17 protein-coding genes and 1 tRNA gene are annotated in these 23,965 nt (G+C 60.4%); 10 read left to right on the top strand and 8 right to left on the bottom strand.

The features are described from left to right. Positions 1-39: 39 nt before the first annotated feature. The gene (locus tag D882_RS0110430; protein ID WP_027923176.1) at positions 40-1,374 is read left to right on the top strand and encodes an OprD family porin; all 1,335 of its coding nucleotides are present in this window, start codon (positions 40-42) and stop codon (positions 1,372-1,374) included. A gap of 34 nt (positions 1,375-1,408) precedes the next feature. Here D882_RS0110430 and D882_RS0110435 read toward each other — a convergent pair whose 3' ends face one another. Continuing rightward, entirely contained in the window at positions 1,409-2,044 is a 636-nt protein-coding gene (locus tag D882_RS0110435) for a response regulator transcription factor (RefSeq protein WP_027923177.1), read from the bottom strand. A 4-nt stretch (positions 2,045-2,048) separates the two neighbouring features. Then, the gene (locus D882_RS0110440) at positions 2,049-4,325 is read right to left on the bottom strand and encodes a PAS domain S-box protein (RefSeq protein WP_027923178.1); all 2,277 of its coding nucleotides are present in this window, start codon (positions 4,323-4,325) and stop codon (positions 2,049-2,051) included. Between the two features lie 230 nt (positions 4,326-4,555). Between D882_RS0110440 and D882_RS0110445 the strand changes: the two genes are divergently transcribed. The 6 genes from D882_RS0110445 to phaR all read left to right on the top strand — a co-directional run bounded on the left by D882_RS0110445 (position 4,556) and on the right by phaR (position 12,298). Beyond that, complete coding sequence (locus D882_RS0110445; protein ID WP_027923179.1) at positions 4,556-6,178, top strand: acyl-CoA synthetase; 1,623 nt, start codon at positions 4,556-4,558, stop codon at positions 6,176-6,178. A 132-nt stretch (positions 6,179-6,310) separates the two neighbouring features. Next, entirely contained in the window at positions 6,311-6,637 is a 327-nt protein-coding gene (locus tag D882_RS0110450) for a DUF485 domain-containing protein (protein ID WP_008146418.1), read from the top strand. Next, complete coding sequence (locus D882_RS0110455) at positions 6,637-8,307, top strand: cation acetate symporter (RefSeq protein ID WP_027923180.1); 1,671 nt, start codon at positions 6,637-6,639, stop codon at positions 8,305-8,307. The genes D882_RS0110450 and D882_RS0110455 overlap by 1 nt, the downstream gene beginning before the upstream one ends. 64 nt (positions 8,308-8,371) lie before the next feature. Continuing rightward, positions 8,372-10,144 carry an acyl-CoA dehydrogenase C-terminal domain-containing protein gene (locus D882_RS0110460; RefSeq protein ID WP_027923181.1) on the top strand — a complete coding sequence of 591 codons (1,773 nt, stop codon included), beginning with the start codon at positions 8,372-8,374 and terminating at the stop codon, positions 10,142-10,144. A gap of 127 nt (positions 10,145-10,271) precedes the next feature. Then, a complete protein-coding gene (locus tag D882_RS0110465) occupies positions 10,272-11,540 on the top strand; it encodes an OprD family porin (protein WP_027923182.1) in 1,269 nt (422 codons plus the stop codon). A gap of 209 nt (positions 11,541-11,749) precedes the next feature. After that, entirely contained in the window at positions 11,750-12,298 is a 549-nt protein-coding gene (gene phaR / locus D882_RS0110470) for a polyhydroxyalkanoate synthesis repressor PhaR (protein ID WP_155953719.1), read from the top strand. A 35-nt stretch (positions 12,299-12,333) separates the two neighbouring features. Here the strand turns inward: phaR and phaP are convergent, their stop codons facing one another. Next, complete coding sequence (gene phaP, locus D882_RS0110475) at positions 12,334-12,903, bottom strand: TIGR01841 family phasin (protein ID WP_027923184.1); 570 nt, start codon at positions 12,901-12,903, stop codon at positions 12,334-12,336. Between the two features lie 255 nt (positions 12,904-13,158). Here phaP and D882_RS0110480 point away from each other — a divergent pair, with 255 nt between their 5' ends. Then, positions 13,159-15,594 (top strand): DUF3141 domain-containing protein, encoded by a 2,436-nt coding sequence (locus D882_RS0110480; RefSeq protein WP_027923185.1) that lies wholly within the window; start codon positions 13,159-13,161, stop codon positions 15,592-15,594. 25 nt (positions 15,595-15,619) lie between these two features. Here the strand turns inward: D882_RS0110480 and D882_RS0110485 are convergent, their stop codons facing one another. Then, positions 15,620-16,657 carry an AraC family transcriptional regulator gene (locus D882_RS0110485; RefSeq protein ID WP_027923186.1) on the bottom strand — a complete coding sequence of 346 codons (1,038 nt, stop codon included), beginning with the start codon at positions 16,655-16,657 and terminating at the stop codon, positions 15,620-15,622. A gap of 257 nt (positions 16,658-16,914) precedes the next feature. Between D882_RS0110485 and phbB the strand changes: the two genes are divergently transcribed. Both phbB and phaC read left to right on the top strand, forming a co-directional pair. Beyond that, entirely contained in the window at positions 16,915-17,661 is a 747-nt protein-coding gene (phbB, locus tag D882_RS0110490) for an acetoacetyl-CoA reductase (protein ID WP_027923187.1), read from the top strand. Between the two features lie 135 nt (positions 17,662-17,796). Next, positions 17,797-19,500, top strand: a complete 1,704-nt coding sequence (gene phaC, locus D882_RS0110495; RefSeq protein ID WP_027923188.1) for a class I poly(R)-hydroxyalkanoic acid synthase — start codon at positions 17,797-17,799, stop codon at positions 19,498-19,500. Positions 19,501-19,544: 44 nt separating this feature from the next. Here phaC and D882_RS0110500 read toward each other — a convergent pair. From D882_RS0110500 to fdhE, 4 genes are all read right to left on the bottom strand, one after another. Then, positions 19,545-19,640 (bottom strand) — tRNA-Sec (locus tag D882_RS0110500). 6 nt (positions 19,641-19,646) lie between these two features. Further along, complete coding sequence (gene selB, locus D882_RS0110505) at positions 19,647-21,554, bottom strand: selenocysteine-specific translation elongation factor (protein WP_027923189.1); 1,908 nt, start codon at positions 21,552-21,554, stop codon at positions 19,647-19,649. Continuing rightward, positions 21,551-22,981: an L-seryl-tRNA(Sec) selenium transferase gene (selA, locus tag D882_RS0110510; protein WP_027923190.1), complete on the bottom strand. Its 1,431-nt coding sequence runs from the start codon at positions 22,979-22,981 to the stop codon at positions 21,551-21,553. The genes selB and selA overlap by 4 nt, the downstream gene beginning before the upstream one ends. A 53-nt stretch (positions 22,982-23,034) precedes the next feature. Beyond that, the gene (gene fdhE / locus D882_RS0110515; RefSeq protein ID WP_027923191.1) at positions 23,035-23,961 is read right to left on the bottom strand and encodes a formate dehydrogenase accessory protein FdhE; all 927 of its coding nucleotides are present in this window, start codon (positions 23,959-23,961) and stop codon (positions 23,035-23,037) included. Positions 23,962-23,965: the final 4 nt, after the last annotated feature.

The raw sequence follows: 23,965 nt of genomic DNA on the forward strand, positions 1-23,965 counted from the left end.
TCCGTAATCGCGGAGTCGCTGCCCGGTGGTGATTGATCGATGACGTTTTCCAAGCGCAAATCCGGTCTGCCTTTCTGGTTATCGGTGATAGTCGCCAGCACGACCGCAACGGCGCACGCGGATGAAGCGATGCAAACCGGGCAAGGGTTCCTCGACGGTGCGACGCTGAATGTGCTCAGCCGCAACTTCTACCTCAACAGTGATTACCGGTCCCCTTCAGCGTCCGGCAAAAGCTACAAGGCGGAATGGGCGCAAGGCTTCATTGGCGCTTTCGAGTCTGGATTTACCCCCGGCCTCCTCGGATTTGGCCTCGATAGCCACGCCTTTTTGGGCGTGAAGCTCGACAGTGGCAAGGGTCGTTCCGGCACCGGATTGCTGCCGGTGGACAGTGACGGCCGCAGTGAGAACAACTATTCCAGCGCTGGCGGCGCGCTGAAAATCAAGGCGTCTAAAACCACCGTGGCGTACGGCGAAATGATGGTTGAAACACCGGTGTTCGATACTGCCGACAAACGCCTGCAACCGGAATACGCCACCGGTTTCCTGCTCAACAGCCGCGAAATCGATGGCATGAATGTGCAGGCCGGTCACTTCACGGCGTTCAAGAATCAGGACAGTTCATCGAGCAAGGGCAATTTTTCCGGTTACGGGGCCAACACCGATGCTGGCGGCATTTCGTTTGTCGGCGCCGACCTGTTCACCCAAAGCCCAGTCGGCGGCGCGCTCTATGCGTCAACGCTGACCGACACCTGGCACCAGTACTACGGCAATCTTCACCTCAAGCAGCCCGGTGTCTTCGTCGACGCCAATCTCTACCATACGCGGGACACGGGTGAGGCATTGGCCGGCGCCATCGACAACACTGCGTTCAGCCTGTCCGGCAAATACACGGTCAATGCCCACGGCTTCACCCTGGCCTATCAGAAAGTCAACGGTGACACCCCCTTCGATTTCGTCGGTGGCGACTCCATCTACCTGGCCAACTCGATCAAGTACGCCGACTTCAACGGCGCCCACGAACAATCCTGGCAAGTGCGCTACGACCTCGACCTGAGCACCTTCGGCGTCCCCGGCCTGGCCTTCATGACGCGTTACGTCAAAGGCACGCAGATCGACGGAACCCATGCGCCCCAGGGTGGCGCCTACAACCCCTTCGATGAGGCGACCGGCACCTTCGTACCGCAACAAGGCGACGGCGGACGGCATTGGGAGCGCGACATCGATTTGCGTTACATCGTGCAATCAGGAGCGGCCAAGGATTTGTCGCTGCAACTGTCCCATGTGTCGCACCGCGCCAACGCGGCGCAGGCAGGCGATGACATCGACCGGGTGTATGTGGTGATCCAGTACCCGTTGAACTTCGGGCCTTTTTGATCGGGAAGTTGGCGGAAGTACGAAACGCGAAACTTCAACGCAGTTTCAGTGGGTCGACCATCTGCGCCGCGATCGCCATGCCCACCAGGTCCGGCAAGGTAGTGGCTTGCATGCGTTTCATCACACGCGAGCGGTACAGGTCGACGGTTTTTGCGCTGACGCCCAGTTGCTCCGCTATTTCCCGGGTGGTGTAACCCTGTACCAGCGGCAGCAAGACATCGCGCTCACGTGGGGTCAGCGTCAGCAACCGCGCCTGCAACGCATCGTGCCCCTGGCTGCCGGAGCGGTTGGCCGCGCAGTTGCTGAGCGCCTGTTGGACGCTGTCCAGCAGCAACTGCTCGTTGTAGGGTTTCTCGATGAAGTCATGGGCGCCGGCCTTGAAAGCGCGAACCACGATCGGCACATCGGCGTGCCCGCTGACAAAGATGATCGGCAGATTCAGTTCACGCGCGCGCATTTCCTCCTGCACGTTCAGCCCGCCCATGCCGGGCATGCGAACATCGAGCAGCACGCAGGCATCGAGCGTGGCATCACAAGCATTGAGAAACGCCACACCACTGGTAAACGGCAAGGCCTTGAGCCCGACCGATTCCAACAACCAGACGGTTGAATCAAGCATGCCCTGGTCATCGTCGACCACATACACCACGTGCTCCGTCACACCTGCCATTACGTTATTCCTGTTGTTGTTTTGTTGGGCCGGCCAGCGGCAGACGGCAGCACATCAGCAGCCCGACCGGTTGGCGCAGGGCCTGTAATTCGCCACCGAAACCTTCGATGATGCTGCGGCTCATGGACAAACCAAGCCCCAGGCCATCAGCCTTGCTGGTATAGAACGGGGTAAATATCTGCTCCAGCTCCGGCTCGCTGACACCCGGTCCCTGGTCTTGCACACTGATTTCCACGGTTGCACTAGCACCCTGCCCCGCGGCCATCACAATCAGTGACGGTTGCCCCGGATGTTGTTCGCGGTTGGCGTCAATGGCATTGCGCAACAGATTGAGCAGCACCTGCTCCAGCAACACCCGGTCGGCATAAACGGGCGGCAGATTATCCGGCAGACAATCCTCGATTGTCACTTGGCAATTGCTCGCCTCCCAAGCACACAAACGCACGGCCTCGCGGGCGACGTCGGTGAAATTCAGGGCTTGCATGCGGCGTTGGCCCTTGCGCAGAAACGCCCGTAGACGGCTGATCACTTGCGAGGCATGGGTGGCATGCTGGGTTATGCGCTGCAGCCCCTGTGCCACTCGTTCGGCGGCCTGAGGATTGGAATCCAGAGTCTGTAAATAGCGCTGGCTGGCATTCGCATAATTGACCACCGCGGCCAATGGCTGGTTGATTTCGTGGGCAATGCCCGAGGCCAGTTCACCCAGCGTTACCAAACGCGCGGTGTGCGCCAGTTCGTCTTGATGACGGCGCTGTTGCACCTCACGCAATTCGCGTTCGGTCATGTCCCGCGCCACCAACGAGTAGTAGCGCTCACCGCCTGCAGATCGGTGCGCCAACAGCACCAGCGACACTGGCACTGACATGCCGCCACCGAGGGGTTGCAAGCGTGCATCGGTGCTCCAGACTCCATCACGTTCGGCGCTGCTCCAGCCATCACGCTGCAGACGTATCAGGTCCGCGCTCGCGAACAGTTCGGCAAGCGCTGGCATCGCCTGTTGCTCCTCGATTCCGAGGATGCGGCGCGCCGCCGGGTTAAGGTAGGTCACTTGCCCTTCAGGGGCGATGAACAACACCGGGTCGATGTTGGCCTCGACGACTTCGGCCAGGCGTCGCTTGTTCTCTTCCGCCTGCACCCGCGCCGTAATGTCCCGAGACACGCTGACCACTTCGACCACCGCACCGGTGTAGGTTTCACGAATCGCCCGGCTCGCGGTTTCGAACCACAGGTAATGCCCGTCTCGATGGCGAATGCGATAGGTCATCGTGTGATAACCGTCCTGCTCCAGGGCATCCCGTGCGCGCTGCACCAGGCTGGCCAGGTCCTGACCATGGAACAGGCCTTGGGCCATTTGCCCGCGCAACTCTTCCGGCCAGTAGCCGAGCAAGGTCCAGGACGCGGGCGAAGCATCCAGAAAGCGCCCGTCTGGAGTGTGCCGGGAAATCAGGTCGGTGGTGTTTTCGATGATCAACCGGTACAGCCGGCGTGCCGTGGCCGCTTCACGTTCGGCCAACACCTGGAGGGTGGCGTCGCGGCAACGGGCGAGCACGCGGTTGTCCTGAGGATCGGGGATAAACGTCCAGATCAGAATCTGTGTTTCGAACTGCGCCTCAACCCCTTCGATGGCACGCTTCTGGTCCAGGCAGGCGCGCACCAGCACGCGGTGATTGACCGGCAAAAAGCCCAGCACATCAGTCAGCGGTTTTTCGGCGAGCAGTGCCAGTAGCGCTCCGTTGAACTCCAGCGGCCGGCCCTGCGCGTCGAGCAACAGACTCGGTTGCGGATCGTGACCCAACAGCGGCGAGCCGCGCAGCATACCGTTGACGCTACTCAGCAAGGTCGTCAGCAAATCCTGGACCCAACCCAGCCAACCAAGGCTCACGCCGTCGCACACCTCCACCAGCAACAACCCCGGCAGTCCCGATTGCAAGGCCAGATCAAACACCTGGCCATGGCTGATTGCGGCCCGACGCAATCGACCGGACAACCAGCAATCGAGTTGCCGCACTTGCGCCAGATCGAGTCGCCCCGCTTCGACCAGCCGATCAAACAACAACTGATCGCTGGCCAGCGAAGGGTCGCCCAGCCCCGGTGGAAAGTGCTGGGCAGCACCCTCATGGCTGTAAATCCGGGCATTGGGTTGCCAACTCAAATAAACCGCGCGGCGCACCTCGGGACATTCCTGCAAGGCACGGCACAACGCATCAGCCCGGGCGGCCAGAGACACACCCTCGCGCTGCAGGCGCAACCAGCTGTGCAATCGAACGGGAGTCAGGGTCATCACAGGTCCGCTTCGTTGGGGAAGCCAAGGATATACCGCCCTTGGCGGTAAGACTGTATTGATTTAGAACGGCCGGAATCAAATATAGTACATATCCTATATGACGTAGGTTGTACTTCCATATCTGTAGCTGAATGTTATATAAAGCAGATCGGACATAAAAGATGCCCTCAGCGGCGACGCTGCAAGGACATCTATAGAGCTAACAATCAGCCACCGAGTACCCGCACATGTCGATCTATGAACAAGGGCTAGGCCCTGCGGCTGTCAACCATATTGCCTTGTCTCCGCTCAGCTTCATCGAGCGCACCGCCAGCGTTTATCCGGACTACCCCGCCGTCATCCATGGCTCTATCCGCCGCACCTGGGCGCAGACCTACACCCGCTGCCGCCGCTTGGCCTCGGCATTGGCTGGTCGCGGCATCGGCAAGAACGACACGGTGGCGGTGATGCTGCCCAACATTCCCGAGATGCTTGAAGTGCACTTCGGCGTGCCGATGATTGGCGCGGTGCTCAACCCGCTCAACGTGCGTCTGGATGCCGAAGCCATCGCCTTCATGCTGCAGCATGGCGAAGCCAAGGTGCTGATTACCGACCGCGAGTTCCATGATGTGATTCACGCGGCGATTGGGATGCTGGATCACCCGCCGCTGGTCATCGACGTCAATGATCCGGAATACGGCGAAGGCAAGGCGGTCAGCGATCTGGATTATGAAGCGCTGTTGGCCGAAGGCGATCCAGCCTTTGCCTGGCAGTGGCCGGCGAACGAATGGCAAGCCATCTCGCTGAACTACACCTCAGGCACCACCGGTAACCCCAAAGGCGTGGTTTACCACCATCGCGGTGCTTATCTGAACTCGTTGGGCAACCAGATGACCTGGGCCATGGGCAACCATCCTGTGTACCTCTGGACCCTGCCGATGTTCCATTGCAACGGTTGGTGCTACCCGTGGATTATTACCGCCATGGCCGGTGTGCATGTGTTCCTGCGCCGTGTTGATCCACAGAAAATCCTCACGCTGATCCGCGAGCATCAGGTCACCCATCTGTGCGCTGCGCCGATCGTGCTCAACGCCCTGGTCAACATGCCGGAGTCGGCTAAAGCCGCGATTGATCACCCGGTCAACGCGATGGTCGCCGGTGCCGCGCCACCGGCCAAAGTAATCGGTGCCGTGGAAGAAATGGGCATCAAGGTCACCCATGTGTATGGCCTGACCGAAACCTATGGTCCGGTGACGCTCTGCGCCTGGCATGCCGAATGGGATGAGTTGCCGCTGGACGAACGGGCGCAAATCAAATCCCGTCAGGGCGTGCGCTACCCGACGCTCGAAGGCGTGATGGTCGGCGACTCGAAGACACTGGAGCCGACTCCGCGAGATGGTCAGACCATCGGTGAGATCTTCATGCGCGGCAACACCGTGATGAAGGGTTACCTGAAGAACCCGACCGCCACGGCCGAAGCGTTCGAAGGCGGCTGGTTCCACACCGGCGACCTGGCGGTGTGTCATCCGAACGGGTATGTCGAGATCAAGGACCGACTCAAGGACATCATCATTTCCGGCGGCGAGAACATTTCCACCATCGAACTGGAAGGTGTGCTCTATCGCCATCCAGCCGTCATGGAAGCGGCCGTTGTCGCCCGTCCCGATGAGAAGTGGGGCGAAACGCCCTGCGCCTTTATCACGTTGAAGGCTGATCACCAGGACGTTCGCGAGGCCGACATCATCAGTTTCTGCCGCGAGCATCTGGCCGGTTTCAAAGTGCCGCGCACGGTGGTTTTCACCCTGCTGCCGAAGACTTCAACCGGCAAGATCCAGAAGTACGTGCTGCGCGACAGGGCCAAGGCGCTCTAACCGAATCGACGTTGTACCCGTCAAGCGGCCGGTGTATTTACCGGCCGCTTCGGGCTCGTGCGGGCCGGATTCGGCGCTGCCCTGCCCTTAAATGCCAAAAGCATCGATAACAATAACAAGGTGGAGCCACCCATGATCGACATCCATTCAACCGATACCCAACGCTGCGAACGCATTCGGTCCAATCCGAAATTCCTTCAATTGGTGAGCAGCCGTTCGCGCCTGGCCTGGTCGCTGAGTGCTGCGGTGCTGGGCACTTACTACGCGTTCATGCTGGTGGTGGCGTTTGCCCCGCAGTGGCTGCATGCGCCGCTCGCCGAGCATCGGATGTTGACCCTGGGCATGCCGGTTGGCGCGGCGATCATCATTTTTTCCTGGCTACTGACCGGTTGGTACGTCTACAGCGCCAACACGCGTTTCGATGCACTGGGTGCCGCCATTCTCGAGGAGAGCAAGTAATGACTCTTCTGCGTAAACTTCTCCTTGCCGCTGCCGGGCTATTGCCGGCCTCCGTCGTGCTGGCTGCACCCGCGCTGGGTGCGGTGGAAAAACAACCCCTCAACCTGCATGCGATCGGCATGTTCTTCGTCTTCGTGCTGGGCACGCTGGCCATCACCTGGTGGGCCGCGCGACAAACCAAATCCACGTCTGACTTCTACACCGCAGGCGGTGGCATTACCGGGTTCCAGAACGGTCTGGCGATTGCCGGCGACTACATGTCCGCCGCCACGCTGCTGGGGCTGTCCAGCCTGGTGTTCGCCAAGGGCTACGACGGCTTCATCTATACCATCGGTTTCTTCGTCGGCTGGCCGATCATCACCTTCCTGATGGCCGAGCGCTTGCGCAATCTGGGGCGCTACACCTTTGCCGACATCGTGTCCTATCGACTGGACCAGAACAAAGTGCGGATCTTCGCCGCGTTTGGTTCGTTGACGGTGGTGTGCTGCTACCTGATTGTGCAGATGGTCGGTGCCGGTCAGTTGATCAAATTGCTGTTCGGCCTCGACTACCCGGTTGCCGTGGTGATCGTCGGCGCGTTGATGCTGGTGTACGTGATTTTCGGCGGCATGATCGCCACCACCTGGGTGCAGATCATCAAGGCAGTGTTGCTGCTTGCCGGCGGCACGACCCTGGCGTTCATGGCCATGTCGCAATTCGGCTTCAGCTACGAAACCCTGGCCACCAAAGCCGTCGAAGCCCACGCCAGCGGCTGGAACATCATGGGCCCTGGCTCAATGCTCGCCGACCCGATCAACACCGCGTCGATGTCGCTGGGCCTGGTGTTCGGGATTGCCGGTCTGCCACACATCCTGATGCGTTTCTTCACCGTGCCTAACGCCAAGGAAGCGCGTAAGTCGGTGTTCTACGCCACCGGTTTCATCGGCTTCTTCTTCCTTGTTGTCTGCACCCTGGGTTTTGCCGCGATGGTCATCATCGGCACTGACCCGCAGTACTACGTCAATGGTGAAGTCGGCGGCGCCTTGATTGGCGGCGGCAACATGGTCGCCATGCACCTGGCCAAAGCCGTGGGCGGCAACCTGTTCTTCGGTTTCCTCTCGGCCGTGGCCTTCGCCACTATTCTGGCGGTGGTCTCAGGTCTGGCCCTGGCCGGTGCTTCGGCGATATCCCACGATCTCTATGCCACGGTGTTCAAGAAAGGCAAAGCCAGCCAGAAACAGGAAATGCGCGTGACCCGCATGGCCACTGTCGGCCTGGGCATCATCGCAATTCTGCTGGGCATTCTGTTCGAGAAGATGAACGTCGCGTTCCTGGTGGGCCTGACCTTCGGCATCGCTGCGTCGACCAACTTCCCGGTGCTGATCATGGCCATGTACTGGAAAGGCCTGACCACCAAAGGCGCAATCACCGGCGGTTTCGCCGGCCTGATCTGTGCGCTGGTGTTGGTGATCCTGTCGCCAGCCGTCTGGGTCACCGTGCTCGGCCATGCTCACGCGATCTTCCCGTACGACCACCCGGCGCTGTTCTCCATGCCGCTGGCGTTCTTCGTGATCGTCGTGGTGTCGAAACTCGACCGCAGCGTGCGCGCCGACAAGGAACGCGACGCTTACGCCGACCAATTCGTTCGCGCCCAGACCGGCCTCGGTGCCGCCAGCGCTTCCGCTCATTGATAGAAAGGGCACGGCCTGCTCTAGCGGCGCCGTGCCCATCGCACAACCTTTTGAGGTTCACGCTATGCCCGAATTCAACGCCCCGCTGCGCGACATGCGCTTTGTCTTGCATGAAGTATTCGACGCCCCGGCCCTGTGGGCACGCCTGCCAGCCCTGGCCGACAGCGTCGACGCCGCCACCGCTGACGCGATTCTTGAGGAGGCGGCCAAAGTCACCTCGCACCTGATTGCGCCATTGAATCGCAGCGGCGACGAGGAAGGCGCCCAGTGGGTCGATGGCCAGGTCAGCACGCCAATCGGTTTCAAACAGGCTTATGCCACCTACATCGAAGGCGGCTGGGTGGGTCTTTCCGGTAGCGCCGATTTCGGCGGCATGGGCATGCCGAAGATGCTCGCCGTGCAGTTCGAAGAAATGCTCTACGGCGCCAACTCAAGCTTTGCACTCTATTCAGCGTTGAGTTCCGGTGCCTGCCTGGCGCTGGATGCCCACGCCAGCGACACCTTGAAAAAGCTCTACCTGCCGCCGATGTACGAAGGCCGCTGGGCCGGCTCCATGTGCCTGACCGAAGCCCACGCCGGCACCGATCTGGGGATCATCCGCACCCGCGCCGAACCTCAGGCCGACGGCAGCTTCAGCATCACCGGCAGCAAGATCTTTATCACCGGTGGCGATCAGGACCTGACCGAAAACATTGTCCATCTGGTGCTGGCCAAATTGCCGGACGCACCGGCGGGGCCGAAAGGCATCTCGCTGTTCGTCGTGCCCAAAGTGCTGGTCAATGCCGACGGTTCCCTCGGCGATGCCAACGCCGTAAGTTGCGGTTCGATCGAACACAAGATGGGGATCAAGGCTTCGGCCACCTGCGTGATGAACTTCGACGGCGCCAGCGGTTGGTTGGTCGGCGAGCCCAACAAAGGCCTGGCGGCGATGTTCACCATGATGAACTACGAGCGCTTGTCCATCGGCATTCAAGGCATTGGCTGCGCGGAAGCGTCCTATCAGAGCGCTGTCACCTATGCACGCGAACGTGTGCAGAGCCGCGCGCCGACGGGTGCCATTGCTGCGGACAAAGTGGCCGACCCGATCATCGTTCACCCCGACGTGCGCCGCATGCTGCTGAGCATGAAAGCCATGACTGAAGGTGGCCGTGCGTTTGCCAGCTATGTCGGGCAGCAACTGGACCTGGCGAAGTTTTCCGATGACGCCAAGGAACGCGACAGCGCGCAAACCCTGGTTGCGCTGCTCACTCCGGTGGCCAAGGCGTTCTTCACCGACACCGGCCTCGAAAGCTGCATTAACGGCCAGCAAGTGTTCGGCGGCCATGGCTACATCCGCGAATGGGGCCAGGAACAATTGGTCCGTGACGTGCGCATCGCGCAGATCTACGAAGGCACCAACGGCATTCAGGCCCTGGACCTGCTCGGACGCAAAGTGCTCGCCGACAAAGGCTTCGCGCTGCGCCAGTTCACCAGTGAGATTCGTCATTTCGCCGATCAGCCTGATGCGCCCTACTGCGCTCAACTGCTCGATGCCGTGCAGCGTCTGGAAGACCTGAGCGACTGGCTACAGGATCAGGCCGCGACCAACCGCAACGAAGTCGGCGCCGCTTCGGTGGAGTATTTGCACCTGTTCGGTTACGTCGCCTACGCCTGGCTTTGGGCGCGCATGGCACAGGTTGCCAAGCAAAAGCTGCCCGAAGACGAAGGGTTTTATGGCGCGAAAATCGCCACCGCCGACTTCTATATCCATCGCCTGCTGCCACGCATTTTGAGTCTGGAGCAATCCATTCGCGCGGGCAGTGCCTCCTTGTTTGGCCTTTGCGCCGAACAGTTCTAACGATTGAACCGCACGCGGCGCCACGCTCCTCTCTTTTGGCGTTCGCGTTTTTTATTGATAAGCCCTCGCCCACCTGGCGAGGGCCGCGGGACCTGTCTTTCCATAATAAAAATAAAGGGGCTTCACCATGGACCGCAACACCCGCATCCTCGCTACCCGACTGTTGCTGTCCGGCGGCGTCATCAGCCTCTCGGCCCCCGCCGCTGCTGACTTTGTCAAAGACAGCAAGGCCAGCCTTGAGCTGCGCAACTTCTATTTCAACCGTGACTATCGCCAGGACAACGCTGCGCAATCCAAACAGGAGGAATGGGCACAGGGTTTCCTGCTGCGCTATGAGTCGGGGTTCACCGAAGGGTTGATTGGCGTGGGATTCGATGCGATCGGACTGGTCGGCGTCAAGCTCGATTCCAGCCCTGATCGGGCAGGCTCCGGACTGCTAAAACGCCACCGCGACACGAGCCAAGGTGCGCAGGACGAGTATGGCGAACTGGGACTGACCGGCAAAGTGCGCGCCTCAAAAAGTACGCTGAAACTCGGCACGTTGCTGCCGAAACTGCCGACGGTACTGGCCAACGATTCACGGCTGTTGCCACAAACCTTCAAGGGCGGTCAGTTGACCTCGCTGGAACTCGAAGGCTTGACCGTGGATGCCGGGCGACTGACGCAGGTCAATCAGCGCGACTCCTCGAACTACGAGGACATGGGCATCACCCGCACTGGCGCCAAGGGCATCACCACACGTCATGTCGATAGCGACAGCTTCGATTTCGCCAGCCTGAACTACAAATGGACCAGCAACCTCGCCACCGGCTACAGCTACGGTCACCTCGACAACTTCTACAGCCAGCACCTGGTCAACCTGACCTACGTGTTGCCGGTCACAACCGGCCAGTCGCTGAAGACGGATCTGCGCTTCGCCCGCTCCACGGACGATGGTGGCAGTAATGTCGATAACAATGCCATTGGCGCGATGTTCACCTACAACCTTGGCGGGCATGCGTTGGGCCTGGGCTATCAAGGCATGAGCGGCGACACTGGCTACGCCTACATCAACGGCACCGACGCCTTCCTGGTGAACTTCGTGCAAATCGGCGACTTCGCCAGCAAGGACGAAAAGTCCTGGCAGGCGCGCTACGACTACAACTTTGCAGCCATCGGCGTTCCGGGCCTGACCTTCATGACCCGCTACCTCACCGGCGACAATATCGATCTGGGTGGCAACCGCCCGGAAGGCAAGGAATGGGAACGTGATACCGACATCGGTTATGTCGTGCAGGGCGGGCCGCTGAAGAATGTCGGCGTGAAATGGCGTAATGCGACGGTTCGCTCGACCAACTTTGGCAACGATCTGGATGAAAACCGCCTGATCGTCAGCTACACCTTGCCGATCTGGTAAGCCGATTCAATTTCTCTGAGGGGGGGCACGCTACCGGCGGGCTCCCCTTTTTACGACTTGGGAATCTTCGATGTGCTGGAGGGCCTCATCGCGGGCAAGCCCGCTCCCACAGGGTTCTTCTTTGAATGCAGAATTTGTGAACAACAGAGAATACTGTGGGAGCGGGCTTGCCCGCGATGGCGGCCTGAAGACCACCAATGTAGGTTAAGATGCCTACAAACCAGGCCCGCCGCGAGACGCCCCGCATGACTGATACCTCCCCCCGCCTGATCAAGAAGTACCCCAATCGCCGACTGTATGACACCCACACCAGCAGTCATTTGACACTGGCGGACATACGGCAATTGGTGGTCGACAAAATTGCCTTTCAGGTGGTCGATGCCAAGAGCGGCGAGGACTTGACGCGCAGCATCCTGCTGCAAGTGATTCTGGAAGCTGAAAGTGGCGGTGAGCCGATCTTCACTACCGAAATGCTGATGGGGATTATCCAGTTCTACGGCCCTTACCAGGGTGTACTCGGCAGTTACCTGGACAAGAGCATTCAGACCGTAATCGACGTTCAGTCCCAGACCGGCGCGCAGTCGTCCGAAGCCTGGAGCGACTTCATGCATCAACAGGCCCCAGTGATGCAGGACCTGATGCGCCAGTATGTCGACCAGTCCAAAGCGTTGTACCTCAATACCCAGAACCTGTTTGGCATGTTCGGCGGTAAACCCGGCACCGATAACGGGCCGAAAAAAAATGGCGATGGGGAATAAACCCATCGCCATTGGTGCCGCTTGCTTGACGTGACTTACTTGTTGCCGCTGGTAGCCTTGGCGCTTGCTTCCGGGGCCGCTTTGGTGGCCGCGGCAGTCGCTGCGTCGAAATTGCTCTGAGCCACATCGGCAGCCTGTTTTACGGCTTTCTGTGCGCTTTCGAACACGGTACCGGCATTCGCCAGGCTCGACTTGAACGCTGCCACAACGGGTTCGGAGCCGGCCGGTGCATTCTTGCCGATGGTTTCAACGAATTCTTGCACCTGTTGGGTGCCCGCTTCGACCTGACTCGAAGTCAATTTGGCGATGTCCGACTGAGTACCGACGATCAGTGCTTGAACCTGACGATTGAACTCGGCCAGACGTTCGGCCTGCGCGCTCGGCTGGGTGAAAGAAGCCTGCAGATCGGCGAAACCTTGTGGATCACGGACGGCCAGCAGCTTGCGAACGCCTTCGAAGTGCTCTTCGGTGGAGTCGCGCAGTGCCTTGAACTGCAACTGGCTGAGCTGTTCAACGCTGGCGAAGACTTTGCCGCTGATTTGCTGCAAAAGATCGAGGTTGGCTTTCTGAGCGGTTTGCAGTTTTTCCGTATTGAAAAAAGACATGCTTGAATCTCCTGGTACTGGAAGGCCCTGATGGGCCTGAGGACGCGATAGCGATCCGGCCAGTCATCGCGTTAGCCTTGATATTGCAGTGCACAAAACCATTTGGCAACGCCTATTTTTGTGCAGTGCAAAATATACTTTGCTAAAGCCCTCCTTATACGCTGTAGACTCCTGCTCATCGAACGGCCAGGCTAGCGCTCTTTAACCAAAGGGTTCAGACGGGCCGGTCCCCATGCACCGCGTCAGGAGATTACGATGGGTCAGGAATTAAATATTGCGCTGCAAGATGAAAAATTCTCCGAACCCGCTGGCTTGTTTGAACACCTCAATCATCTGCAACGCCTTAATACCCGCAACGTCCTCGACGCCGTACAGAAGCGCCAGGCAAAAACCTTCGCGCCTTTAAGCCTTGGGCAACTCCGGCAGCCAACGCCTGCTGACTGGCAGGAATACTTCACGGACCTTGGCCAACGCAGCGTGTTGTTCTGGGATACCTTGCGTCAGCGCGGCGACAACACCCTGGCCCACGAACGCGCCGGGTATCCGCTGCTGCTCAAGTTCAATCATGAAACGCTGGTCGCCGGGGAAGCCCTGCCCCGCCCGGTCAACTATTCGTTGTTGCAAATCCTCGGCGGCCCGGGGCAACCGATCGACAGTAAGAAACAGCCCGTGATCATCATTGACCCTCGCGGCGGTCACGGCTCGGGCATCGGCGGTTTCAAACAGGATTCGGTCATCGGCGAGAGCCTGAGAGCCGGCCACCCCACCTACTTCATCTCCTTCAGTCACTCGCCTCGCCCAGGGCAAACCCTTGCCGATATCACAGACGCCCAAGCGAAGTTCATCGAGGTCGTCAGCGCCCGCCATCCCGACAGCGCCAACCCCGTGCTGATTGGCAATTGCCAGGCCGGTTGGGCATTGATGGGGCTGGCGGCTACCCGGCCGGAGCTGCCGGGGTTGATCATCGTCAATGGTGCGCCGTTATCGTATTGGGCCGGTGTCAATGGCTGCAATCCGATGCGCTACACCGGTGGTTTGCTAGGCGGTGGCTGGATGGCACGCCTCGGTAGCGACCTCGGTAATGGCCGTTTCGACGGTACCTGGCTGGTCAGCAACTTCGAAAGCCTGGACCCGGCCAATACGTATTGGGGCAAGTACTACCACCTGTTCAGTGAAGTCGACAGCGAGGCCGCACGCTTTCTGGATTTCGAACGCTGGTGGGGCAGCCCGACCCTCCTCAATGGCGAAGAGATCGAGATGATTGTCGACGACCTGTTCATCGGCAATCGGCTGTCTGGTGGCCTCGGTCGCAAGAGCACCGGGCTTGACCTCAAGCTGATCGAAGCGCCGGTGGTGGTGTTCTGTTCGTATGGCGACAACATCACCTCCCCGCAGCAGGCACTGGACTGGATCACCGACGTCTATCCCAGCGATCTCGCGTTGCAAAATGCCGGGCGCACCATCGTGTACCTGCGACACGCGAGCATCGGTCACCTGGGCATCTTCGTGTCCGGTGAAGTGGCGCGGCGTGAACACCGTGAATTGCTCGGTGCGGTCGATGCGATCAATGCGCTGTCGGCCGGGCTGTATGAGATGCTGATCGAAGACCTGCCGGAGAATTCGCCGACGCCGTATGCCGTGCGTTTCGAACGCCGGCGGATCGCCGACATCCATGGCCAGGTGCAGCCGCCCCGTGATGACGATCGGGAATTTGCGCTGGTCCAGCGCGCGTCCACAATCAACAATGGCGTGTACGACGAATTCATACGCCCGTGGTTGCGCCAGCTGATCAACGAACCGAGCGCCGAAATGCTGCGCCGCACCCACCCTTTCCATCAGCAGCAAGTGGCCTGGAGCAGTTTGAACCCGGCGCTGTGGTGGCTGGCAGGCAGTGCCGCTCAGGTGAACAAGGATCGTCACCCCGCCAGCCAGAACAACCCGTTGCTGGTCTGGCAGGAACTGTTTTCCAACCAGGTGCAGGACGCCTTGAACGGCTATCGAGACCTGCGTGATGCAGCACAGGAAATGTGTTTCTACGGCGTATATGGCGTACTCAATAGCCTCGCCGGCACTGCGCCTGGGCGAGATCTGCAGGCGCACGCCGAGCAGCACGACAAGGTCTTGATCGATCGTCTTCAGGACGCCCTGCCCCTGGGCGGTCTGATGGAAGCCTTGGTACGGATCCTGTTTCTGCTGGACCGCGACAGCGACGAGCCTGGCAAGGAAATCGTCGAACGGTTGATCCAGCAATTGCAGGTACTGCTCCAGGACTACAGTGCCCAGCCGTTGGACCTGCGCGAAACGTTGCGCCTGCAAAAACTGCTGGTCGCCACTCACCCGCAAGAAAGCCTTAACAGCCTGTCCTTGATGCTTGTCGAGGTTGAGGAACGCCAACAAGTGCTGGCGGCCGTCGCCAATTTGTTGCCGGAACTGTTGATCAGCGGCACCCATAACGCGTTATGGTGTGAACTGCACGCACTGCTCGACGTCCCGCTGCCTGGTTTCATCCTGACCCAGCCAGCCGCTGAAGCCGATGTCATCGCAGCACCGGTCCCGGTCATGACGCCTGAGCCGATCGTGCAGATACTCGCCGCGGAGCCCCCACAACCGACGCCCGTCGCCAAGGTCAAGAATCCGGTACGCCCCCCTGCCAAGGGCAAAAAAGGCGCGAAGAAACCGCCGGTGACATAACGCTGAGTGGTTGGCGAGAAGCGCGTCAGACGGGCGCGGCTTCTTCCATCTCGAACGACTCGTCAGCCCGATACTGGCCCGGGGTCATGCCAAACCATCGGCTGCACGCTTTGTTGAAGCTGCTGTGGTCATGAAAACCAAGGAGGTACGCGACATGCTTCATGTTGAAGTGAGAATGGCGCAGGTAGAAATCGGCCAATTGCCGGCGCACAGCGTTCTGCACGTCCTTGAATTGCGTCCCGTCTTTTTCCAGGGCCCGTTGCAGCGTGCGCTTACTGATGTTCAAGGCGGCAGCGATCGATTCCATGTCGCATTGCCCCTGTCCATGGCTCAATCGCTCGGTAATCAGCGCCCGAATCCTGCCGGTAATGGACAAGCCGAACAGCAGATCCAATTGCGTCTCGGCAAAACTGTCATGCAATACCGCTAAGGCCTCATTGGCCATACTCAACGGTCGCAGCAGCTCCTGCCCGTCAAACAGAATGCTGTCGTAGGCCGAACCAAAAGTCAGGTCGCAATCAAAAAGCCGTTGATGCGCGGAAATGTCTTTCGGTTCGGGGTAACTGAACTCGACGCTCAAGGGTTGCGGTAACTTGCCACCGCCCAGCCAACGGCAGAAGCCGAGCAAAGAAGCCAACCCGGCATCGGCATACTGACGGGGCTTGATGGAACCGGACTGTTGATGATCGAGCGAGGCGAGCCGGTAATGCTGCTGCTCCGGAACAAAAAACAGACTGAACCCGTTACCGATCAATGGGCTGAAGCGCACCAGGCGCTCCAGCGCCCGTTTGAGGTTGAGGCTCGACATCATGGTGTAACCGACGATTTGAAAACTGCCCGGATGAAAGTGCCCGTAGGCCTTCAAGCCGATGTCCGGATCACCGCTGGCCTGGGCGGCCAGTTGCCACAACCGATAGATCACCCTTCGCTCGCAAAGCGCCCCGGGCGTGTTCGCGATCTGCATGTCCAGTCCGGCTTCCCGACACAGGCTGGCAACATCCAGTCCTTCGGCCGAAAGCGTATTGACCAACACGTTGGCATAGCCTGAACTCATTCTGTACATGGGGTCCTCACTGACCTGTGGAACCGGACATCCTGTCCGGAGCCATGACTGATCTACGTTGAATCAAAGAGTAACCGACCGTTCAATGCCAAGAATTGATCCCGGTACCGGTAAAGGTCATTGACTGCCAGTGATCCGAAAACACCTGCATGGCACCTATGGACACCAGACAGTCACCTCCCAACACTTCCGCACACCCCGCCAATACCGAACAATCTTCCCATCTTGCAGCGCAAAAAATAAAAGGGAAGCAATCTATGAAGTCGCTTGGTCGTATTGCGTTGGTCACCGGTGGTATGGGTGGGATTGGTACGGCAATCAGCCGACGCCTGTACACCGAGGGATTCAAGGTCATTGTGGGTTGCAGCGCTGATTCAGCCCGCAAGAACGATTGGATCGCCGCTCAGTTGGTAGCGGGTTATCAGTTCGAATGCATCTATGGCGACATCACCGATTGGGAATCAACGCGAAAGGCCTTTGAGGGCGCGCGGGAGCAATTCGGACCGGTCGATGTGCTGGTCAACAACGCCGGAATCACTCGCGATGCCTCCTTTCGCAAACTCACCCCCGAAGACTGGAACGCCGTGATCGGCACTAATCTCAGCGGCTTGTTCAACACCACCAAGCAGGTGATCGAAGGGATGTTGGCCAAGGGATGGGGACGGGTCATCAACATCTCCTCGATCAACGGTCAGCGTGGCCAGTTCGGCCAGACCAATTACAGCGCGGCCAAAGCCGGCATCCATGGTTTCACCATGGCACTGGCCCGGGAAGTGTCCGGCAAGGGCGTGACCGTCAACACCGTTTCGCCAGGCTACATCCAGACCAGCATGACCGCGGCCATCCGCCCGGACATTCTCGACACCATGATTGCGTCCACACCGGTCGGGCGCCTCGGTCAACCCGAAGAAATCGCCTCGATCGTGGCCTGGCTGGCGTCCGGCGAGTCGGGTTACAGCACGGGTGCCGACTTCTCGGTCAACGGCGGCATGAACATGCAGTAGACCTGTGGGCATGGCCCCCAGCTCTCGCTCGATGCTAAAGACTCAAAACTGCCTGCGTGCTTGCTGACGGCGGTGCCGAAGTCCGGCGCCGCTGCTTTTTTTCTGCCCGTTTTACGTATATGGGCAAGGAGTTCCATGGACAACAACGCACACACCTTCAACACCTACTGGTCAGGCCAGGTTCCGTTCATTGCATCCTTTGCAGTGCAACAATTACGTGTGTGGGTCAGCACTAATCCGTGGTTTGACGGCCAGGAGTACAACGAGTGGTTCGAGCTGCCGGGCGATGTCCTGGACAGCCTTCAGTCGGACTATCAGCTGCAATGGAGCGACCTCGGCCACCGTATGTTGACCGGTCAGCCCTTCGCCTTTGAAGACCGCCGTTTCGCCAGCGGAAACTGGAGTGATCCCCTGTTCGGCTCACTCGCCGCGTTTTACCTGCTCAACGCCGGTTTTTTGCTGAAACTGCTCGACAAGCTGCCGATCAAGGACAAGAAGCCGCGCCAGCGCTTGCTCTACCTGGTGGAACAAGCCATCGCTGCCGGCGCCCCCAGCAACTTTCTGGCGAGTAATCCCGATGCGCTGCAACGGGTCGTCGACACCCAAGGCAGCAGCCTCCTCACCGGCATGCTGCACCTGGCCAGCGACTTGCAAGAAGGCAAGATGCGCCACTGCGACAGCGGCGCGTTCAAGGTAGGCGTCGATGTGGCCAATACCCCCGGCGACGTAGTGTTCGAGAACGCACTGTTCCAGCTGATTCAGTACTACCCGCAAAGCGAAACCCAGTACCGGCGCCCGGTTTTTGTCGTACCGCCCGCCATCAACAAGTTCTACATACTCGACCTGCGACCGGACAACTCGATGGTTGCCCATCTGTTGAAACAAGGGCATCCGGTGTTTCTGATGTCGTGGCGCAACTTCGACCAGGAACACGCAGGCACCACCTGGGATGATCTGATCGAAACCGGCATCATCAAAGGCTTGCAGGTCACCCGCGAAATCAGCGGCGAGCAACGTCCCAACTGCGTGGGTTTCTGCATCGGCGGCACACTGTTGAGTACGGCGCTGGCGGTACTGGCGGCGCGCGGGGACAAAGAGGTCGGCAGCATAAGCCTGTTGACCACATTCCTCGATTACCTCGACACCGGCCCCATCGACATCTTCGTCGACGAACAACTGGTGGCCTACCGCGAGCGCACCATCGGCGGCGTGAATGGCCCCCTCGGCCTGTTCAAGGGCGAGGACATGGGCAATACCTTCTCGCTATTGCGTCCCAACGATTTGTGGTGGAACTACAACGTCGACAAATACCTCAAGGGCCAGAAGCCGATGGCTCTGGACCTGCTGTTCTGGAACAACGACAGCACCAACCTGCCTGGGCCGATGTATTGCTGGTACCTGCGCCACACCTATTTGCAGAACGACTTGAAGTCAGGCGAGCTGGACTGTTGCGGGGTCAAGCTGGACCTGCGCGCCATTGATGCGCCCGCCTATATCCTCGCCACCCATGACGATCACATCGTGCCGTGGAGAAGTGCCTATGCCAGCACCGAGCTGCTCTGCGGGACCAAGCGCTTTGTGCTCGGCGCCTCGGGGCATATCGCCGGGGTGATCAATCCACCGGCCAAGGAAAAACGTCACTACTGGACCAATAACCGACTCTCCAAAAACCCCGAAACCTGGTTCATGAACGCGCAGCAGCATTCCGGCAGCTGGTGGAATGACTGGTTCGCCTGGCTCGACGAACATGCCGGTGAGCGCCAGCCGTCGGTGCTGCACACCGGGAATGCGCAATACCCGGCGCTGGAGTCGGCACCCGGGCGATATGTGATGCAATAAGCCACGAGCCTGTTCGGAGCTTCGAAAGCCCGCTCAGCAAAAAATGGCGGAAGGCAGCCGGAGTCGAACCTGCCCGGGAACGGATGCCGTCCCCAACCGGGTTTGAAGCCCGGCCGCGCCACCGGGCGCGATTGCCTTCCTTGAACTCAGTGGTGGTCTTTTTGCGCCAAGGCACTGTCGAGACGGATCTGGCGTTTGTCGCCCAGGCGTCGAGTCAGGCCGATGCGGTCAAAGTACTCCAGAATCTGAATGCTGCGCTTGCGGCCCAGGCCGACCGCATCGCGAAACGCCGCGACCTGAATCACCGGGTCGTGCTCGGCCAGTTGCAACAGCATAGCCGCCAATCGACGGATCATCGCGTCGGTGTAGAACAGGTCCCGCACCACTTGATGCAGCAACCCCAGCCGCGCCATTTTGCGCAACAGCAGGCGCACGCTCGCCTCGTCATGCCCCAGTTGACGCACCCATGGCGGATCGAAAGCGGCCTGTTCAAACAACGGTTGCAAGCGCTGCCACAGGGCCTCGTCTTCTTCACTCAGGCGCACTTGATGACCGGGTAAATGCAGCCAGGGTCCGCTGGTGGCGATAGCGCCGCTGGCGAGTAAATCGTCGAGCAGACGGAGGAAGGTCGGGCGTTCCAGCGTGGTGGCGGTGAAGCGACGCAAGCGATCACGGTCCGGGCCCATTTGATCCGGCTCAAGTTCATGAAAGCGTGCGAGGTGTTCCAGCAAAGGGGCCTTCAGGGCTTCCCAGCGGGCCGAACTGAACAGCAGCGGACCTTGGCGGGTCTCGATCAAGCGCACGTCATCGGGTAACACCCAAGTCCCGCGCGGACGGTTGAACTGGCGCTCCAGTTGCCGTGGATCGAGGCCGCTGTCGCTGTTGGCCAACAAGGCCGGCAGGAGTTCCTCCAGCGAATGGCGGGTGGCGAGCGCCTGAAGTTGCGCCAGTCGTTCGGGGCTGCGACGGTGTCGGGTCGGGGCAAACGGATCAAGCACCCGACCACCGCCGAGGGTACGCTGGGCGCTCTGATCCCGCAGGATCAACGGATCGCCTTTCACCGCGTGCACCGGGGCATTCAGCAGGATTTGCGCAAACATCCGCCCGCCCGGCGCGAGGTTCGCACCTTCCAGCAACGCCACCCGCCCCGTCACGTCTTGAGTGCCAAGGTGAACATGCACCGGTTGAAAATGTTCGAAGGCTTTGGCTTCGCTGGCCAACAAACGCAGCTTGATGTCCAGTCGTTGAGTCGGCGCAGAGAGCCACTCCGCCAGCAACCATTGACCACGGTGGATGTGCTCCAGCGCCAGGCGCTCTGCACTCAGGTTCAATGCCACGCGTTGGCCGGCAACCGCGGTGTTCGCCGCCTGATTCTGCGCATGCAAACCGCGCACTCGAACAGGTTTGCCCAATGGACTCAACACCAGTGTGTCGCCCACCGTCACTTGCCCCGACAACGCCGTACCCGTCACCACAATACCGGCGCCGGCGACGCTGAAGGCGCGATCAATTGCCAGACGAAAACCGCCGTCGGTACTGCGTTGATGCACGTCACGCTGTGCGTCGAGCAATGCCTGACGCAGCGTCTCGACACCTTCCCCGCTCACACTCGACAGCGCGATTTGCGGCGCATCGGCATAGGGGCCGGGCGCCAATAGCGTGGTCATCTGTTCATGGACGACTTGCACCCTGGCTGGCTCGACCCGGTCGCACTTGGTGATCGCCACCAGCGCCCGGGGAATGCCCAGCAGTTCAACAATCGCCAGGTGTTCGCGGGTCTGCGGCATGACGCCGTCATCCGCCGCGACCACCAGCACCACCAGATCAATGCCCTGCGCCCCGGCCAGCATATTGTGGGTGAAACGTTCGTGACCGGGCACGTCGATGAACCCGGTCAATTCCGCGCCCGGTTCCAGCGCGGCATACAGGTAGCCAAGATCAATCGTCATGCCGCGTTCACGTTCTTCCCGGCGCCGGTCACCGGCCTGCCCGGTCAACGCCTGCAACAGCGCAGTCTTACCGTGATCGATGTGCCCTGCGGTGCCGACGATCACCCTGCCCGCCCCTCGACGGCTAACTGATCGAGTTGCTCCAGCCATGCAACTTCATCGTCCAGTTGGCGCAGATCCAGCCACAGCGCGTCGTCGTCGATGCGGCCCAGTACCGGAATGGCCAACTGACGGAACGCGGCTTCCAGCCCCAGCAACTGCCGGCCGCGCAGACGTTTGGACACGTTAGGCCGCAGGCACAACGCGGCACTCGGCAAGCGCGCCACCGGTTGGCTGCCGCTGCCGATCATGCCCAGCGCCGGCAGCGCACTGACGCTCCAGCCTTCACCCAAAACGTGGGCCAGCGACGGTTGCAGCCGTTCGGCTTGCGCGAGGATGTCGGCGTGCGGGCGAGTCAGCAGGCGCAGGCTCGGCAGGCGTTCGGCCAGGCGATCCGGGTCGCGGTACAACCCCAGCACCGCTTCGAGCGCGGCCAGGGTCAGTTTGTCGACCCGCAGCGCACGCTTGAGTGGGTTCTTCTTGATCTTCGCAATCAGGTCCTTGCGCCCGACAATCAACCCCGCCTGCGGGCCACCCAACAATTTGTCGCCGCTGAAAGTGACGATGTCCGCGCCATCGAGCAGCGCCTGGCGCACCGTCGGTTCGGCGGGCAGGCCCCAGCGGGTCAGGTCCAGCAGGCTGCCGCTGCCAAGGTCTTCCAGCAGCGGTAATCCATGCCGGTGTGCCAACTGCGCAAGTTCGGCGGTCGGCACCCGTGCGGTGAATCCTTCGATACTGTAGTTGCTCGCGTGCACGCGCATCACCAGACCGCTGCGCGGGCCGATGGCCGCCTCGTAATCACCGGCATGGGTGCGGTTAGTGGTGCCGACTTCATGCAGGCGAACCCCGGCCCGCGCCATGATGTCGGGAATGCGGAACGCGCCGCCGATTTCAATCAGCTCGCCCCGGGAAATGATCCCTTCCTTGCGCGCGCCTAAACTGTTGAGCGTCAGCAGCACCGCTGCCGCGTTGTTGTTGACCACGGTCACCGCTTCGGCGCCGGTGAGTTCGCGGATCAGGCCTTCGATCAGGTCATCACGGTCGCCACGTTTGCCGCTGCTCAAATCAAATTCAAGATTGAGCGGATAACGTGCGGCCATTCGCACGGCTTCGATGGCGACATCCGGGAGCAGCGCTCTGCCTAGATTGGTGTGCAGCACCGTGCCGGTCAGGTTGAACACCCGGCGCACATGACTTTGGTGATGCCGGGCCAGACGCTCACCGGCCCGCCCCGCCAAGACCTGCGGGCTTATTTCCACGGCATCGAGTTGCCCGGTCAGCACCGGTTCGCGCAAGTCATCGAGCAATTGCCGCAGGCTCCCCAGCAGCGCGTCACGCCCATAACGCTCGGCCAGGGGTTGGCAGGCGGGATGGCGCAACAGACTGTCGATGGAAGGCAGCCGCAAGGTTTGACTGGCGGAAGGTGAAGGCATCAGGCGCTCCTGGAAACGATAGACCGTCGCGCCTGAGTGTAGCCGTTGAGTGTTCAGTCGCCTCCGGGGGCCAGCAGCAAGTTCGGCGCCGGACGCAGGTAGCCTTCCTGTTCCAGGCGCATGTCGAGCATCAGGCTGCTCAAGTCTGCCGACAGCGCTTCCGCTTCTGCGTCGTTTTCCAGGTAGAGCTGTTTCAGGTAACTGCGACAGCCGGGGCAGGTTTCGGCGCGCAATGGCGCTTGATTGGCAGCGTGGCGGTCGTCATCGAGGCTGACGTATTCCAGGCCTTTGCTCTGCTCGCAATACACGCACTTGACCCGCACCACGTGCCATTCGCAGGCGCACAAGGAGCACACCAGATAACGCAAACCGTTGTGTTTGCCGCGATGGCGAATCACCCCGGCCATCGCCGGTGAACCGCAGGCCGGGCATTGATTGAGGCTGTCGCCGGGTTTCAGCGCGAGGTCCGGCGTGCTCAGCAGCCAATGACTCCAGGCCGCTTGCAACGCGGCGCCAAGAAACGGCACCAGCGCCGCGGGCAACAGCGTGAACTGGCCGCTGACCAACGCCACCGCCCAGGCCTTGCGTTGCCCGGCGTCGGTACTGCGCAACGTCGCCAGGGCTTTCGCTACCGCCGGTTGCGGCGCTGGCGGGCAGTGCTGCAACAAGGCGTCAAGGTACGGCAACCAATGGCCCTCGCGCACCAATGTGTCGGCGGCCAACGGTGGCAGGCCGTGCGCCTGGCAGACCTTGATGCGTTCAGGATCAGGCAAGGTGGTGACTGGCGGAGCGTCGATCAGGCGCTGCTGCACATGACACAAACCGGCCACCAAACGCAGGTAATCGGCCAGCGGATGCCCTTCGGCCAATCGTTCCAGCCGCAAGGCACGCAAGGTGAACAGGTTGTGCGGCGGCAGGTACAGAAACGGCGGTGAACTCGCCGCCGCTTCAATCTCTCCAGGTTCAAGAATCGTCGCCAAGGGC

The organism is Pseudomonas sp. URMO17WK12:I12 (assembly GCF_000514395.1).
GTDB classification, from domain to species: Bacteria; Pseudomonadota; Gammaproteobacteria; order Pseudomonadales; family Pseudomonadaceae; genus Aquipseudomonas; species Aquipseudomonas mucoides.

Bases quoted from the DNA above. Each gene is read 5' to 3' on its own strand.
- D882_RS0110430 (WP_027923176.1), top strand. From the start codon at position 40: ATGACGTTTTCCAAGCGCAAATCCGGTCTGCCTTTCTGGTTATCGGTG.
- D882_RS0110435 (WP_027923177.1), bottom strand. From the start codon at position 2,044: ATGGCAGGTGTGACGGAGCACGTGGTGTATGTGGTCGACGATGACCAG.
- D882_RS0110440 (WP_027923178.1), bottom strand. From the start codon at position 4,325: ATGACCCTGACTCCCGTTCGATTGCACAGCTGGTTGCGCCTGCAGCGC.
- D882_RS0110445 (WP_027923179.1), top strand. From the start codon at position 4,556: ATGTCGATCTATGAACAAGGGCTAGGCCCTGCGGCTGTCAACCATATT.
- D882_RS0110450 (WP_008146418.1), top strand. From the start codon at position 6,311: ATGATCGACATCCATTCAACCGATACCCAACGCTGCGAACGCATTCGG.
- D882_RS0110455 (WP_027923180.1), top strand. From the start codon at position 6,637: ATGACTCTTCTGCGTAAACTTCTCCTTGCCGCTGCCGGGCTATTGCCG.
- D882_RS0110460 (WP_027923181.1), top strand. From the start codon at position 8,372: ATGCCCGAATTCAACGCCCCGCTGCGCGACATGCGCTTTGTCTTGCAT.
- D882_RS0110465 (WP_027923182.1), top strand. From the start codon at position 10,272: ATGGACCGCAACACCCGCATCCTCGCTACCCGACTGTTGCTGTCCGGC.
- phaR (WP_155953719.1), top strand. From the start codon at position 11,750: ATGCCTACAAACCAGGCCCGCCGCGAGACGCCCCGCATGACTGATACC.
- phaP (WP_027923184.1), bottom strand. From the start codon at position 12,903: ATGTCTTTTTTCAATACGGAAAAACTGCAAACCGCTCAGAAAGCCAAC.
- D882_RS0110480 (WP_027923185.1), top strand. From the start codon at position 13,159: ATGGGTCAGGAATTAAATATTGCGCTGCAAGATGAAAAATTCTCCGAA.
- D882_RS0110485 (WP_027923186.1), bottom strand. From the start codon at position 16,657: ATGTACAGAATGAGTTCAGGCTATGCCAACGTGTTGGTCAATACGCTT.
- phbB (WP_027923187.1), top strand. From the start codon at position 16,915: ATGAAGTCGCTTGGTCGTATTGCGTTGGTCACCGGTGGTATGGGTGGG.
- phaC (WP_027923188.1), top strand. From the start codon at position 17,797: ATGGACAACAACGCACACACCTTCAACACCTACTGGTCAGGCCAGGTT.
- selA (WP_027923190.1), bottom strand. From the start codon at position 22,981: ATGCCTTCACCTTCCGCCAGTCAAACCTTGCGGCTGCCTTCCATCGAC.